Here is a 15,561-nt window from a genome sequence, read left to right on the forward strand (position 1 = left end):
TGCTGGTCAGCGTGCTGGTCGCGGCTGCGATCCTGGTTTCCAGTCCATTACCCGGTACGTCATAGATCGCACCAAAAAAGTTCTTCAGTCCACGCAGATGGTCATCGCCGCGAACTCGATGAAGGCGCCACCCGGCCTTGATTGATTTCAGGCAACGACCATCTTTTACGGGATCCGACGCTGTGTCCGGGTCCTTTTTTTATGCCCATGCGCTCTGCACTTCAATGAGGTTCGTCGGAGTATCTTTGGGAGTCCTGTGTGAAGACATCTAGCCGCATGGGGCAACGCGTTCGTGCACGTCGTGAGTATCTGACGAATTGTTCATCTGCTGGCCACGGTCCTGTCAGAGACCGATACCTAAACTGACTCCGTCAAACACTGAAACGGAGTAATTGAATGAAGCTGCTTACCGTCCTTCTTGCTGTTATCGGTATCGCCGCGGCTGTGCCGGCCTTTGCAGACGCCAACTACCAGTCCGCTGGTGCGACCGGCACCGATAGCGCCGTGGGTGGCGTCGCGGACGGCACCTATTCGTCCGGCGCGCGTGGTAAAACACGTGCCGAAGTTAATGCCGAACTGATTCAGGCGCAGAAAGACGGCCTTCTGCCATTCCGGAGGAACGACTATCCGCCGGGTGCCGAAACGATTAGGCGCAATCAGGAACTCTATCGTCTGTCACACTGAGTGACATGGTTTCGGTTCGGCTGCATCTGGCCAGACGGATGCAGCCTTAAAGCGTGCCACCGTGCATCGTGTCGAGCGGCTCTGCGTGCTGTTCTCGCATCACGGAAAAGCCGCGACGATCCCAATCTGCCTGGGGGCGTCTCAAGCCAGCTGCCGCATTAACAAACCATTGGCTGACGCCGAGCCCGACACCCGCAGGATCAGGAAACCTTCGATGGGGTTTCCTACCGCATCGGTAGGGTGTTGACCCATGCCACGCTTCATCGTCCGTCTGCACAATGCGAGTGCGGTCAGGAAGAACCTGACGGCTTTTCCCTTCACAGGCCAGTGGCGGGAGAGTAAGGACTCGGTTCTATCGTTGAGTTGAGGTGAAAAAATGTGGTGCGCAACAGCAACGAACGAGGCAGCAAGGCAATCCGGGTACCCGACGGAAGAGTCTGGCGCGCCGGCCGCGAGCGAGTTCGGGGAGGCGACCTTGTCACTCCCAGACTTGCAGCGCGCCTCACTCGATGCGGATCAGGCGGGTTGACACCCTATCATGCGCCGCGACGCCAAACATACGTTTTGTGCTGTAACGCTACTCGTTGTGGTGTTCTTCAGCCAACTGTGGGTGGCGGCGTATGCCTGTGCGATGACGCGGCATTCCACCCCAACGAGTCAAGCGGTAGTGGCCATGGCCTCTGATGGACATGTTGATCTGCACGATCACCAGACCGCCGCAGTTTGGCACGGCCACTGCGACAATCCGGCACAGCCCGGTCGTGTCACACGATCAAAGCCGTCGCCGCTCGTCTGGATGCCGCTGATTTGGGGCGGCTCCACGATACCTGCGCTAGCCATTCACCCACGCTTGCCGACGCGGCCGCAGCCCCTTCTCCTTACCGCTTCTCTCCCCGCTCGCATCCTGTTCCAGGTGTTTCGCAATTGACCCCTGGCAACTGACATTGGACGTGCTTTAGTTCGACGGTTGGGGACGGACGATTTCATCCGTACAGGTTGGCCTCGTTCAGACAACGCGGGATCGCTGACGTGTCCACGATCAACGCCAACTTCGCCCACATCGAACAGCCGCCCCAACTGGATCTGGCTGGAACCCTTCGCAATTTATTCATAAGCCGCCGAAGTCGCAGCCGCGGGACTATCGTCCGCGCTTTGGCACTTCGTTCGCTCGTGCCGTCAATGCGCGCCGCGCATTGCGCTTTTGTCTATTCACGGAGTCAATGATGAAACATCTCATTCTGATCCAACGCTCGGTCTTCGCAACCTTGCTTCTGTCGGCCGCTGTCACGGCGTTCGCCGGTGGCGGTGGTGGTCATAGCGGATCGGGGCGTAACCAATACCCACACACGAACCCGGTGTCTGGCCCTCAGTCGGCGGCGCCAGCCTCTGTCGCGACCGATGCGACGGACGTGGCGGGTCGGACCGCTACGGCACAAGACCCCCTCGCAGTCGGTCGTACGACGGACTACGGCAAGACGCGGGCACAGGTTCGTGCGGAGCTATTGGAAGCGGAGCGAGCGGGTCTCGCTCCGGTTAGCAAAAACGACTATCCGCCTAGCGCCGCAACCATCGCGCGCAATCGAGCCCGATTCCAGCAGATTGAGCAGGCTCGGCGCGGGAGCGATCAGGTGACGGCAAGCGGGCAGTGAGTCCGTGCAGAAAGAGGGGGAATGGCGGGCCGCGTCCGGCGTACTTCCTGCCCGTCATTCGTGTCGTGACACAGTTGACGGGCAGGGGCACATACACTTTGAAGGTGAAATGATGAACGACGGTTTCCTCGGCGTTTTGCGGCTCGCATCCGTTGCGCTGCACAACCTCGGCTTTGCGGTACTCGTCGGTGCACTGCTGAGCGAACGGTGGCTGGCCCGTTCGCCGTCCGCCTGGCAGGCGGGCGTCAGTCGCCGGCTGACGCGGGCATTTCGCGTTGCAGCGGTCGTTGCGCTTCTGGCATCGGTGTCTGAGTTCTGGATTCATTGCGCGTTGATGAGCGACTCGACACTTGCCGACGCGTGGCCAGCCGTACGCTCGATGCTTGAGGGAACCAGCTATGGCCACACCTGGGCTGCCGGCGCCGTGTTCCTGTTATGCGTAGCCGGCATCTCACTGGCGCCGCGAGCGGGCAGCATCCGCTTTCAGCCGGTGCTGTGGCTCGCACTCGCGGGCTTTGCGATGACGCGAAGCAACGCAGGGCACCCGGTCGACGCCGGCGTGTTCAGCGTGCCGGTATGGGCGGACTGGATTCACCTGCTGGCCATCAGTGCCTGGGTCGGCCTCGTGCTGGTCGCGACCTATGTGGTTGTGCCACGTTTCTTCAGGGCACCGGGAAACGAGCGAACAAATAGCGCAGCGTTCATCCAGTCGCTGTCGGACACGGCGACATTTGCGCTGATCGTCCTGTTCATTACCGGCGCGTACAACGGCTGGCGCGGCGTCAACTCGCCTGGCAATCTGCTGGACTCGACCTACGGGCAGGTGCTGCTGCTGAAGCTTGCCTTCGTATTCATCGCCGCTGCGCTTGGCGGACACAACCGATTCTTTGAAATGCCCGGGCTGATGGCGTCGCTGAAGGACACCGCATCGGCGTCATCCGTGCGACCGCTGAAGCGTTTCGCCACCGTCCTGCACATCGAGTCGGCGGTGCTGGTCAGCGTGCTGGTCGCGGCTGCGATCCTGGTTTCCAGTCCATTACCCGGTACGTCATAGATCGCACCAAAAAAGTTCTTCAGTCCACGCAGATGGTCATCGCCGCGAGCTCGATGAAGGCACCACCCGGCCTTATCTGGCTTCGGCTGCAGCGGGCCGGCGTCGCCAGCGGCGGGGCCAACTCGTCCGAGATGAAGATGACCAAAAGGTCATATCCACGCCATGTCCCGTTCATACGCCGCCATCCAGAATGAAAGGCAGTCGGAACTGTTATCGCCGGTTCTGGCGCTGTTCTGGAGGGGACATATGAAAATTCAACTTTCCGCGAGCGCCGTTATTCTTGCGACGCTTGCTACTTCCGCTCATGCGGACGCAGATCACGACTACCCGAAGGCCGCAACGGCCGGTTTCTCCACCGTGAAACATAACGCGAATACGTCGACATCGGGATCGCGCGCGCCGGGAGGTCGGGCTTCGCCGGGGGGAAAGACGCGCGAGCAGGCACAACTGGATGCGAGTCAGCCTCAACGCGACGACATTGTGCCGCCTGGAAATGCAAACTGACCCTGCCGGGCAGTCTGATGACGGAGCGCGGTCGCTCGCATCAGCGGCGCTCACGCGCGGCGGGCTAGTCAACCTTGACAGCTGTGTTGCAACCCATTCTCCCTTTTTGTCGAGTACATATGCCATCTCTTGCGTGGAGTAGAGTCGCCGTGATATCGGGTCTGGCAGTGGTGCTTGCCGGCTGCGCGAATTCCGTCGCGACAAAAGAGTCAAGCGTCGTAAGTAGCGATGATGCCAGTCCGAGTGCAGCGAGGGCGGTGCAGCTACCCAAAACATATCCTTGCCAGAGTTTGCATGTCAAAACGAACTGTCCGCCCAGATAGGTGCAACCGGCGCGGGGGCATCCCAGGTGGATCGTCCGATCATGCTGAAGCCGGCGGTCCTCGCGTTAAGGACCGCTAGCACCTGGGCCTGGCGGCTCGTCGGCTTTCTCGCCATAGGAGGATATGCGAACCTTTGATCGATAAGGATCGTGCAATCAAACGTTAGTCTTTGGAAGGGGCAGAGGGCTGCCTCATTGCTCATGACTGAATGAACGCAAGCTGGCTCCTCGGTCTTTTGCGCGGCCCATTTCAACGGCTCTTTGCCCGCACAACGATCTGCGCCAGCGTGTCGCGCTCAATGCGCTCCAGCGACGCACGCGCGGCGCCAGAATCGTCCGGCGAACACATCTGATGCGCAAAGCGCGCGTGCAGCCTGCGCGTGATCTGCACGACCTGCGTGCCCGGATCGAAGACATAGTGCGATTCGAAATCGAAGAAGCGATCCTGCACCCTCGTATCCTCAGGCAGGACGGTCACGCGTACGATCCCGGGTAGCGCGATCTGCGCCGTCTCGACGAAGTCGCCATCCATGCAAACATAGGGCTGCGTGCGTACCGGCTCGGCGAGCCAGCCCTGCACCTGAGTCGCGATACCGCCTGACAGGCTTGACAGCGCGGACAGGGCGGTCGTCCCGGCTGGCCACACGAAATGATCGAGAGAGCCCGCTATGGATGTGTCAAACGGCCCCCCCGTCGCGTCGAGTTCGCTGGTGCGAATCTGCGCCGTGCCGTGCAGCCCGGTCTGCCGCAGGCGGTCGGTCGCAATCTGTCGTGCGCGCTCGCGTGTCGCACGCCGGAACATGTTGCGCTCCAGTTCAGCTGTCCAGCCGGCGTCCTCGACGTGATAGGTATAGTCGGCCATGCCGCTGGGCGCAACTTCGATCTGCAGGCGCGCAACACGCTCCCGCGGCTGCGCTGGGGGCGTGCGAGAGAGCACGCCTTGGTCCACCAGCAGCGCCGGCCGATCCATAACGCTCGCCGGCAGGTAGCCGAATTCGGCACCGCCTACAGTCGTATCGGCATACAGGCCGAGGTCTGGTATCCAGACAATTGCGTGATTGATCGCGCTTGCGCCGTAACCAGGCACGGACGGCAACGTATAGACAGGACCGAGACCCAGTAGTACCGGTTCGCTGCGTATCCCGACCGCGGCGAGCAGCGCGCCAAAGAGCGCAACGTGATCCTTGCAATCGCCGTAGCGATTCCGCAGTACGTCGGTCACCTTGTGCGGAACCGCCGCCGTCTCGCCGAGAAAGAGCGCTACGTAACGCACATTCAGACGTACCCAGTCATAAATTGCCCGAGCTTTCGCGCGCGGGTCCGCCGCGTTCGCTGTCAGCGATTGCGCGAGCTGCACGACCGCGGGGTCGCCCACGCTCGGGTCCATGGCCGCGATACGATAGCGCGCTGCGAACGACGCAAAATTGGGTTCGGTGGACACCATCAGCCGGTCGCCGTAAGTCGCGTATCCGACGGCGCCGCTTTCGATCGGTGGATATGGGCCGTGGCGGTAGTCGAATTCGTAGCGCGTGCGACCGTTTGACGTGACGGGCGCTAGCGCGACGTAACCGCGTGCGTCGGCGTAAAGCGGCACGTCGTCGGGCAGGTCGAAGATCAGGCGCTGGCTTTCGACTGGCTCACGCGAAGGCTCGACGAAATAACTGAAGAGTCCCGCCTGAAGCGGCTTCGCACGCGCCTTGCGGAACACGAGACGCGTGCGCGAACCGGCCTCGATGCCGGGAAAGATCGCCGTGCGCAGCACGCCGTCCTGGAAGGTCGGCGCGCCGGCGGAGCGCGGTTCCTGCACGTCGCGGATCGCTTCCGGACCAACCGTATGCGCCACGCCGTCGCGGCCAATGGTCTCGGCCGCGAGCAGTTCGACCCTCTCGATATCCTTGTTGTACCAGATATAACGTTGCGCGATATCGTCGACGCCGCTCGCGGTATTTGCGCGCAGCGTCGAGTCGTCGTGCTCCTCGACGGAACCGTCGTGCTGGACGACGAAGACATGCACGTCGTTCTCCAGCGCCGACGGCGCCTCGTTGTCTTCGTTGAGCATGGTGGCGAATGCGCTCGCGCCGTGCGCCATCGCGCACGCCATGCAGAAAAATCGAACGAATGCGTACATCGCCTCCTCGCAGCGCGGGTGACCATCAGAGGGCAATCCCGTGCATGAAGCAGCGCCGCCAGCGCACCAGTGGTGCGGCATTGGGGAAGGGCCGTTCGTACCGCCGGCCGGATGCCGGTCGATGGGCTCGGGCGAGCGTCACCGCAACCGTCCTTATGTCGGCCGAGCGGACTTCAGGTTTCCCCCCTTTTTCCTGACACACGTCATTATCGACCCTGGCGCCGCAGGACGGGCAAGCATGGCCAGGTGTAATTGCGAAACCGTGATGTGTGCTGGCAGTGACCTGTCATGACGATCGCATCTGGACGGTCAGGCTGGCGTTGCCAACCGTCGTGAGAATGACCCGTTTTGCTAATGATGGGCGCACAACGCGAGCAAAATCTGGCAGCATGGTGCCCGACCGAAGGACCGCGCAACGCGGCGTTTCAACCGGACTTACATTACAGCCAGTTTGCAGCAAGTGTCAGGAATAACCCTCATGCATCCAACACTACGAAAAGCATTCGTTTCCTTCATTTTTCTGACTGCCTCGCATGCCGTCTTTGCACAAACACCGAAGACAGTATTCCTGGATGACCTGACGTGGACCGAACTGCGTGAAGAGGTTCAGGCCGGCAAGACGACCATGCTTGTCCCCATTGGCGGCACCGAGCAAAGCGGTCCGTATGTCGCACTCGGCAAGCACAATGCGCGCGTAAAGGTGCTGTCGCAACGCATTGCCGAAGAACTCGGCAATGCGCTGGTCGCGCCGGTCATCGCCTACGTGCCGGAGGGCGGCTATGCGCCGCCGACCTCGCACATGCGTTTCCCCGGCACCACCACGGTGCCGGACGATGTGTTCGAAAAAACACTGGAATCCGTCGCGAACAGCTTCAGGGTCCACGGTTTCAGGAACATTGTTTTTCTGGGCGATCACGGCGGCTACCAGAACGACATCCGGCGTGCGGTCGGGCAGTTAAACAAGGCCTGGGCAGGCTCGGGCGCGCGCGCATTCGACCCGCCTGAATACTATGGGGCTAGTTCGGACGGCTACGCACAGATCCTGCGTCAACGCGGCTACCGTGATGACGAGATCGGCACGCATGCGGGTCTTGCGGATACGTCGCTGCTGCTCGCGGTGGCGCCGCAAATGGTACGGCAGAGCCAATTGAAGAATGCGCCGAAACCCGGACCCGCCGACGGCGTCTATGGCGGGGACCCCCGACGCTCGACTGCCGGACTTGGCGAGCCGGGCATCGAGGCTATCGTGTCGAAAACGGTCAATGCCATCAGGAAAGACACCGTGAGCCGGTGACGTTCGCGGCAGGATCAGGTTCATCTTCCACCATCATTTCACTGAATAACGGAACTCATCATGTATTCACGCTCCCGTCGCTTCTTCTCGCGACTTGCGCGGTCTGTCGGTGCCGCGCTGGCCGGTTTGTCCATCGCGGCTAGCGTATCGGCTGCCCCGACTCCCAATACTGTCGCGGGCATGCCTCCGTTGGTGAACGCCAGCAATCTGTACGGTGAAGCGGGCGCCGGTCATTTCAGTCCGGCTGTCAAGAATGCATTGCCACGGATCTATGTGCCCAATCTGCGCTCGAACGACGTCTATGTGATCGACCCCGCGACGTTCAAGGTAGTCGACCGGTTCCGTGTCGGCTATAGCCCACAGCACGTCGTCCCTTCATGGGACCTGCAGACGCTGTGGGTGGCCAACAATGCCGAGGGCCGCACTGACGGCAGCCTGACACCGGTCGATCCGAAGACGGGCAAGCCCGGCAAGGAGATCATGGTTGATGACCCCTACAACATGTACTTCACGCCGGATGGCAGGGATGCGATCGTGGTAGCGGAAGCGCACGCGCGACTGGACTTTCGCGATCCGCATACGATGGCGCTGAAATCGAGCCTTCCGGTACCGGAGTGCAAAGGCATCAATCACGCCGACTTCTCGATCGACGGCAGGTACGTCCTGTTCACCTGTGAATTCGGCGGGAAGCTGGCAAAAATCGATCTGGTCAAACGGAAGGTCGTGGGCTATCTTCAACTCGACAGGAAGGGCATGCCGCAGGACATCCGTATCTCGCCGGACGGCAAGGTATTCTATGTTGCCGACATGAGGGCTGATGGCGTTTTCGTGGTCGACGGCGACAGCTTCACGAAGATTGGCTTCATCAAGACCGGTGTCGGCACGCACGGTCTGTATCCGAGCCGCGATGGCACCCGCCTGTACATCGCCAATCGAGGCTCCAATCTGGTTCACGGTCCGCGTCACGGCAAGGGCAGTGTGTCGGTGCTCGACTTCGCCTCACGCAAAGTCGTGGCGACCTGGCCGATTCCGGGCGGTGGCAGTCCGGATATGGGCAATGTCAGCCCCGATGGCAGGACGCTGTGGCTGTCCGGCCGGTACGACGATGTCGTTTATGCGATCGATACGACCGCAGGAACCGTAAAAGGCATTCCGGTCGGCATGGAACCGCATGGACTCACGGTCTGGCCGCAACCCGGCCGGTATTCGCTTGGGCACACGGGGAACATGCGCTGACCAGGAGACGCCGGGACGAGCAGCGATTGCGTGCAGCCCCCCGTTAGCACGCGCCATGAGGGCGCGCGTGTTGTTCTATGCGCAACTGCCATCATCCGCTTTTGCGCATCGTCTGGTCATCCGGTGGCGAATGCTCCACGTTACCTGCGCGGGCCCGGTCTCCGGCCGCCCAACCCTCCGCATTCAGACAATCGTGCATAGCCGTGGCAGCGGTGGCGGCCTCCCCGAAGGCCACAGCGATCTGATCGAGACTATGCACCACGTCGCCGGCGGCATACAGACCGGCGACGGATGTCGCCATGTGTTGATCAACAATCAGGGTTCGGTCAGGCGCGTGGTCCGCGTTAAGGGACAAGGCGAGATCTGACCTTACCGTGTCTCCCAGCGCGGAGTAGACAGAATCGAACTCGTACTCCTTGCCAGAGAGCGTTTGGAGCGCAGCGATGCGGTCTCCCTCCATGCGTAGCGCGGGAATTCCCTCTTCGATCACGGTGACTCCGGCGGTTTTCAGTTTCTGGCGGTCTTCGTCAGAAAATGCAGCGCTGTGTCCAAGGGTAAACAGCGTCAGGTCCGCAGTGTAGGTGCGAATGAACAGCGCTTCTTTCACGGCCTCCGTGTCTTGCGCGATGACTGCCACTTTCTTGCCGATTACCTCGTAGCCATCGCAAATGGGGCAATGGCGGACCAAGCCCCGGTGAACGGCGTCAACCAGCCCGGGAAAAGCGGGCTCGACGTCGATGACACCGGTGGCGAGCAGCACTTTTCTGGCCTGGATGCGTGTGGACTCGGTCAATGCAAGAAATGTTCGATCCTCCTGCATGCTGAGATTTTGCACGGTTCCGGCAACGATGCTAACCCCATAACGCGAAGCTTGTGCGCGCAGCCGCGCAAGCAGATCGGGGCCGGCGATACCGTCCGGATATCCCGGGCAGTTGTGGGAAAGGGGAATCACGGAGGCCCGGCTCTGGCCAGCATCAACGACTGTAATGCTGCGCCGAAAGCGAGCCAGATAGATCGCCGCGGTAAGTCCCGCCACCCCCGCACCGATCACCAGGCAATCGACGCTTTCTAACTCAAGTTCTTTACTCATTTTCTTCTCCCGAAGGGTATTGAGGGTTGGACGTGTCACGGCCCGAGCGCAAACTTTGAGGTTATCGGGCGCGTTTTTGAAGCGTCTGGCGTTGACTCCAGGAATCCCTCAGGGTCCGCCGCCGTGCAATCAAAGCGGTTAACGACGCCGTGGCTTCAGTGCTGCGCTGCCTTCACGACGATCTGCGATTGCGCATCGCGTTCGATCCTTTCGAGCGTGGGTCGCGCGGTGGCAAAATCGGCGGGCGAGCAGACCTGCCTGCCGAAAGCGGTTCGCAGGTGGCGCGTCACCTGCAGAACGTTCGTGGAGGGGTCGAACACATATCGCGACCGGAAATCGAAAACCCCATCCTTGATGTCCGTGTTGTCAGGTACATCGACCACGCGAATCTCTTTCGGCAGGGTAATTTGGCCAACCTCATCGCATTCGCCGTCGGTACAGAGATAGGGTTGCGTGCGGGTGCGCTCCGCGAGGTCGTTGTTCACCTGCGTCGCGATGCCGCCGGAGAGGCTCGTCAGGGCAGGCACGGCGGTCGTGCCGGTCGGCCAGACGACATCATCAAGGGTGCCGCGCAGCGTCGTGGTAAGCGGACCGGCGGTGGCGTCGACGTTGCCGGTCGTCAGCGTGGCAGTGCCGCGCAAACCCGTGAGCCGCAACCGGTTCGCCGCAATCTGGTCGCGCTGCTGCGCGCTCGCGAGCCGCAGGCTGGTGCGCTCGATTTCCGCGCCCCACCCCGCGTCTTCGACCCGGTATGCGAACGAGGTTGCGCCGCCGGACACAACATCGATCTGAAGGCGGGCCGTGCGCGAGAGCGGTTCAGTAGCGGGCGTACGCGATAGCGTGCCGTCATCGATGAGGACAGTCGGTCGGTCCATGTCCGCGAGCGGCAGGTAGCCGAACTCGACATTCGAGGTGGTGGTATCCGCGTAGGTGCCCAACCCGGGCAACCACGTGATGACGTGATTGATCGCGCTTGCGCCATAGCCGGGTACCGACGGAAGCGTGTGCACGGAACCGAGACTGATCAGGGCAGGCTCGCTGCTAATGCCGACCGCCGCGAGGAGCGCGCCGTACAGAGCCACGTGGTCCTTGCAGTCGCCGTATCGGTTCGCGAGGATGTCGACCGCCTTGTGCGGGGCCGCCGGGCTCTGTCCCACGTACAGCGAAACATAGCGAACGTTCCGGCGCACCCAGTCGTATAGCGTTTTCGCCTTCGTGCGTGGATTGGCGTCCTGTTGCGTGAGTGATAGCGCAAGGTCGCGAATGGACGGGTCGTTGGCCGTGGCGTCGACCGCAGGTTCACGGTAGCTCGCAGCAAAAGCCGCGTAGTCGGGAAAGGTCGAGACCATTAGCCGGTCCCCATACGTCGCGTACCCGAGCGCACCGTTTTCAATACGATCGTAGTGCTCCCGGCTGTAATCGAACTCATACCGGGTTCGGCCGTGGGCGGTGACAGGCGATAACGCGGCATATCCGCGTGCGTCGGCGTAAAGTCTTTTGTCCGCCGGTAAATCGAAGATCAGCTTCTGGCTGTCGACCGGTCCCCGGTCCGGTTCGACGTAATAGCTGAACTGGCGCGCCACGACCGGTCGCGACTGCGTCTTGCGAAATCTCAGGTGTATGCGCGAGCCGGTGCCGACGCCGGGAAAGATCACCGACCTCTGCCGGGCGTCCTGGAAGGTCGGTGCACCCCCGGAGCGTGGCGCCTGGATGTCGCGGACCTGACCCGGCGCTACCGGGTGCAGGATTCCGTTCCTGTCGATCGTGTAGGCCTCAAGTATTTCGACATGCGACATATTCTGGTCGAACCAGACATTGCGCTGCGCGATGTCCTCGATGCCGGCCGCGGTATTTGCCCGCACCGTCGTGTTGTCGTCTTCCGCCACGGTGCCGTCCTCCGCCACGACGAAAACGTGCACATCGCTTTCAATAGTGGAGGGCGCGGCCGGATTTCCGCTTTCATCAGCATATACGGTGGGTGCGCTGGCGATCGCGAGCACGCAGACGACGAGAAGGGAGCGCATGATGTTCACGACAACGGAAGCGTCACTCCGACGGTTTGCAGGAGCAGAATCGCATTAAGCGACAGGACCACAGTGGCTGCGATCGTGGCCAATATGGTCGTGAACGCGCGGTTCCTGTGAATGCCCATGATATCCCGCTGGGCGCTGAACCATACCAGCGCCGTCATCGGAAACGGCAACGCCAGACTCAGCACGACCTGACTAATAACCAGCGCATTGGTCGCGTTCGCCCCGAAACCGACAACGGCAAAACTGGGCACCATTACCACAACTCTCCGTATCCAGAGCGGGATACGAAAGCCAATAAAGCCTTGCATAATCATCTGGCCGGCCATCGTGCCCACGACTGAGCTCGATATCCCGGACGCGATGAGCGCCAGGAGGAAAATGCCCGCAGCACCGATGCCCAGCAGGGGTCCCAATGTATGGTACGCCGTTTCGATTTCGGCGACGTCGCGATGTCCCTCGTGAAATGCTCCGGCGGCCATGATGACCATCGCCATATTGATGAGACCTGCGGTTGACAGCGCGATGATGACCTCGAGGTTCGAATATGCCAACAGCGTGGCGCATTGTGCGTCTGTCTTTGGGCGCACGCGATTCTGGGTCAGCCCAGAATGGAGAAACAATGCATGTGGCATCACTGTCGCACCGACAATGCCGACGGCAATCGTGAGAGCCGCAGAATCCGGAAGGCGCGGCGAGAACGTATGCACGAAGATGGCTGGCCAGGCGATCGGTACGATGAATAGCTCGGCCAGGTACGACAGGCCAATTACGCCGACCAGCCCACCAATTGCGAGTTCGAGTGGGCGGAAACCAGCGCGCTCGAACAGCAGAAGCGCATAGGTCACGAGCGCGGTGACAACCATGCTGACCAGCAGCGGCATGTGAAACAACAGTGACAGGCCGATTGCTGCGCCCAGAAACTCGGCCAGATCTGTTGCCATTGCGGCCACCTCGCTCATCCCCCACAAGAGGAGCACGAGCGGCCTGGGGAAGTGGTCACGGCAAAGTTCTGCGAGGTTTCTCCCGGTGACGATCCCGAGCTTTGCGGAGAGCGCCTGAAACAGCATTGCGATGAGATTTGCCAGCAGGACGACCCAGAGGAGCATGTAGCCATACTTCGCGCCAGCCTGGATGTTCGTCGCGAAGTTCCCAGGGTCCATGTAGGCGATCGAGACGACTACTGCCGGGCCGAAAAATGGCAGAAGGACTCGAACGCCTCTGCCTTCGAGTCGCTCCCGTATCGCCAGCGTCGCTCGCTTCGTCAGCGTCGCGCGCGCGTCTTTTTCACGAGCACGGTCGTCCATTCATTGCCACTCCAGCTATGTCCAACGCAAAACCGTTCCGCCACCCGGCCGCAGCATCACTTTGAGCACGAACAGCATGACGCAGCCGGAACATCGCCAGAGTTGCCATGCGCCTGGTTCGGACGACGAGCACCTCCCAGACACCTGAGTCGAGCGATGCGCGCAGCACCCGGGTTACGAGTTGCAGTGGGCGCGGGTGCAACCAGGACGTCATCGCAGCCGTCCTTGACCGCCGGGCGTGGCTTCGCCGGATCGTGCGGCGCGAAGGCCTCTGTACTCCACTACTTGGCGCTGTGCTTTGCCTGCCACTTCGTCATGTACGCAATTTCCTCATCCTGCGCCTTGACGATGTTTCTGGCCAGCCGCTTCATGTCCGGGTCCTTGCCATATTTTAGTTCGACCTCCGCCATGCTGACCGCACCCTTGTGATGGGGAATCATGTGGGCCACGAAGTCCTTGTCGGCGTCGCCCGTGTATGAAGGCGCGCTCATATCCTTCATCATTTTCTGGTCCGCGTCCTTGAAGGCCTGCGTTGACGGGCCCGACCGGGCATCTGTCGAACCGGACATACTCATTGCCGGCATCGACGCGCCCTGCTGCGCGTTGACGGGCAGAGCGGCGCCAGCAAATACAAAGCCAGCACAAAGGCAAAGGGCACGAAGCGCGTGAAGGTTTTTCATCTTGAAACTCCTTGTGGAAAAAATCATTCCGAGTGACTACGATGTTGATGCTGCGCATGGTCATGCGAGCCGCGGTGTCCGTCTGCAGCGTGGTCGTGCTCACCGTCTTCCATCATCCTCATCATCTCAGGGCCGCCGGTCCTGAAAAATACGGCCGTCAGGACGAGGAAGACGGCACCAAAGACGATGTCGAGCACGGCGGTGTAGTTGAAGGTTATCGCCGCGTCGACGACTGCTGTATGCCGCTGCGTCGGGACCCATCCGAGCGACTGGAACAGCGCTTCGACCACGAGTGCCGCTGAAACCATCGCAAGATAGAAGGTCACAGAAAGGAACACCGTCATCCGGCCGCCGTAGTACTTCCTGTAGATGTTGAGGATGGGAAGAATGATGAGGTCGCCGAAGATGAAAGAAGCGACACCGCCGAAGCTGATACCGCCGTTCCACAGTACTGCGGCGAGCGGCACGTTACCCACAGAGCAGGTAAACGACGCAACCGCAATCAACGGGCCGACAAACGCGCCCCAGATCATTGCCGCCGTTGGATGGCTGACGAGAAAAAACTTCTGCCAGAAGCTGTCCGGCACCCAGGCGCCGAGCGCGCCTGCGATGAGCAACCCGATGCCGATGTCGCGCCACAGCATTGACCAGTTCATTACGTAGCTGTGGCTGATTGCTATCCACCCGTCTCTGGATGATAGACGTTGCTTCCAGGTTCCGTGCTGGCCCATCGACATGGCCGCATGACCTTCCATGCTGCCGGCGATACCTTTGTCCGCCTGCTCGATAGCTTCGCTTTTCAGCGCATCCTTGAGAAAGAACCGGAAGAGCAGTACCAGAACGACAATCATGATCGGGCCACCGATGAACTCAGCGGCTGCGAACTGCCAGGAAATCAGGACCCACATCAATACGCCGAGTTCGAGTACTAGATTCGTCGCCGCGAACTGGAACGCCATCGCTGAAGTGAAATCGCCGCCTTTTCGCACGATCGACCGCGCCATTGCGACCGCTGCATACGAACATGAGGACGACGCGGCGCCGAGCAGACTGGCGAAAGTCAGCGACCGTGGCGACGCGTCAGGCAGAAGCTTCGACATCTCGGACTTCGAGACCACGACTTCAATCACGGCAGAGAACAGGAAGCCCAGACTCAATCCCCAGAAAATCTGCCATAACATGGTGAAGCCCATCCAGAGGGCATGACCCAGGGCAGTGACAATCTGCATCGCAAACTCCTGCGTGAGGGGTTCTCTACGAGCGACCTCAGGCTATCGAGGCACATCATGAGGTGATTTCCGTACCTTCATGACGTTGATCAGCTTAAGGGTGACCTCGTCATCCCGTTATAGACGCGTTGGACGAACCAGGGGCGTGGATATTTTCGACTTGAGCCACGCGCCCGATTGTGCGCGGAGCAACAGCGTGCAAATGATAACCACATTCCGGCTTCCCCTCGGACGATATGATTGCGCGTGGACCGTTGGGTGAAATTCCACCGCTTTAATCGCAGCGACAACGCTTGCCTCAGGCAAGGCAGAATCGACTTTCACGATTTTCGTGGTGACGTCTGTTTCCAGAGT

At 60.8% G+C, this 15,561-nt stretch carries 13 protein-coding genes; 6 read left to right on the forward strand and 7 right to left on the reverse strand.

Annotated features, from left to right (window positions below; genetic code table 11):
- Positions 1 to 396: 396 nt before the first annotated feature.
- The 3 genes from FFS45_RS07090 (at position 397) to FFS45_RS07100 (ending at position 3,387) form a co-directional block, all read left to right on the forward strand.
- Positions 397 to 684 (forward strand): DUF4148 domain-containing protein, encoded by a 288-nt coding sequence (locus FFS45_RS07090; protein WP_137954008.1) that lies wholly within the window; start codon positions 397 to 399, stop codon positions 682 to 684.
- Between the two features lie 1,223 nt (positions 685 to 1,907).
- Complete coding sequence (locus FFS45_RS07095; protein ID WP_137954009.1) at positions 1,908 to 2,333, forward strand: DUF4148 domain-containing protein; 426 nt, start codon at positions 1,908 to 1,910, stop codon at positions 2,331 to 2,333.
- Positions 2,334 to 2,445: 112 nt separating this feature from the next.
- On the forward strand, positions 2,446 to 3,387 hold the full coding sequence (locus tag FFS45_RS07100; RefSeq protein WP_137954010.1) for a CopD family protein: 942 nt from the start codon (positions 2,446 to 2,448) through the stop codon (positions 3,385 to 3,387).
- 19 nt (positions 3,388 to 3,406) lie between these two features.
- Here FFS45_RS07100 and FFS45_RS41625 read toward each other — a convergent pair whose 3' ends face one another.
- Positions 3,407 to 3,562 carry a hypothetical protein gene (locus FFS45_RS41625; protein WP_171029595.1) on the reverse strand — a complete coding sequence of 52 codons (156 nt, stop codon included), beginning with the start codon at positions 3,560 to 3,562 and terminating at the stop codon, positions 3,407 to 3,409.
- 71 nt (positions 3,563 to 3,633) lie between these two features.
- Here FFS45_RS41625 and FFS45_RS07105 point away from each other — a divergent pair, with 71 nt between their 5' ends.
- On the forward strand, positions 3,634 to 3,891 hold the full coding sequence (locus FFS45_RS07105) for a DUF4148 domain-containing protein (RefSeq protein ID WP_137954011.1): 258 nt from the start codon (positions 3,634 to 3,636) through the stop codon (positions 3,889 to 3,891).
- 572 nt (positions 3,892 to 4,463) lie between these two features.
- On the opposite strand, the gene FFS45_RS07110 is transcribed toward FFS45_RS07105, so the two are convergent.
- Entirely contained in the window at positions 4,464 to 6,341 is a 1,878-nt protein-coding gene (locus FFS45_RS07110; protein ID WP_137954012.1) for a DUF3857 and transglutaminase domain-containing protein, read from the reverse strand.
- A gap of 478 nt (positions 6,342 to 6,819) precedes the next feature.
- On the opposite strand from FFS45_RS07110, the gene FFS45_RS07115 reads away from it, so the two are divergent.
- Both FFS45_RS07115 and FFS45_RS07120 read left to right on the forward strand, forming a co-directional pair.
- Entirely contained in the window at positions 6,820 to 7,635 is an 816-nt protein-coding gene (locus tag FFS45_RS07115) for a creatininase family protein (RefSeq protein ID WP_137954013.1), read from the forward strand.
- Positions 7,636 to 7,695: 60 nt separating this feature from the next.
- On the forward strand, positions 7,696 to 8,871 hold the full coding sequence (locus tag FFS45_RS07120; protein WP_137954014.1) for a YncE family protein: 1,176 nt from the start codon (positions 7,696 to 7,698) through the stop codon (positions 8,869 to 8,871).
- A gap of 91 nt (positions 8,872 to 8,962) precedes the next feature.
- Here FFS45_RS07120 and FFS45_RS07125 read toward each other — a convergent pair whose 3' ends face one another.
- The 5 genes from FFS45_RS07125 to FFS45_RS07145 all read right to left on the reverse strand — a co-directional run bounded on the left by FFS45_RS07125 (position 8,963) and on the right by FFS45_RS07145 (position 15,207).
- Complete coding sequence (locus FFS45_RS07125; RefSeq protein ID WP_137954015.1) at positions 8,963 to 9,961, reverse strand: NAD(P)/FAD-dependent oxidoreductase; 999 nt, start codon at positions 9,959 to 9,961, stop codon at positions 8,963 to 8,965.
- A 155-nt stretch (positions 9,962 to 10,116) separates the two neighbouring features.
- Complete coding sequence (locus tag FFS45_RS07130; RefSeq protein ID WP_137954016.1) at positions 10,117 to 11,985, reverse strand: DUF3857 and transglutaminase domain-containing protein; 1,869 nt, start codon at positions 11,983 to 11,985, stop codon at positions 10,117 to 10,119.
- A gap of 5 nt (positions 11,986 to 11,990) precedes the next feature.
- Complete coding sequence (locus FFS45_RS07135) at positions 11,991 to 13,298, reverse strand: Nramp family divalent metal transporter (protein ID WP_137954017.1); 1,308 nt, start codon at positions 13,296 to 13,298, stop codon at positions 11,991 to 11,993.
- 281 nt (positions 13,299 to 13,579) lie between these two features.
- Positions 13,580 to 13,978 (reverse strand): DUF305 domain-containing protein, encoded by a 399-nt coding sequence (locus FFS45_RS07140; protein WP_137954018.1) that lies wholly within the window; start codon positions 13,976 to 13,978, stop codon positions 13,580 to 13,582.
- Positions 13,979 to 14,001: 23 nt separating this feature from the next.
- Positions 14,002 to 15,207: a permease gene (locus FFS45_RS07145; RefSeq protein WP_137954019.1), complete on the reverse strand. Its 1,206-nt coding sequence runs from the start codon at positions 15,205 to 15,207 to the stop codon at positions 14,002 to 14,004.
- Positions 15,208 to 15,561 lie beyond the last annotated feature (354 nt).

The organism is Burkholderia sp. 4M9327F10, from assembly GCF_005503145.1.
Taxonomy (GTDB): domain Bacteria; phylum Pseudomonadota; class Gammaproteobacteria; order Burkholderiales; family Burkholderiaceae; genus Paraburkholderia.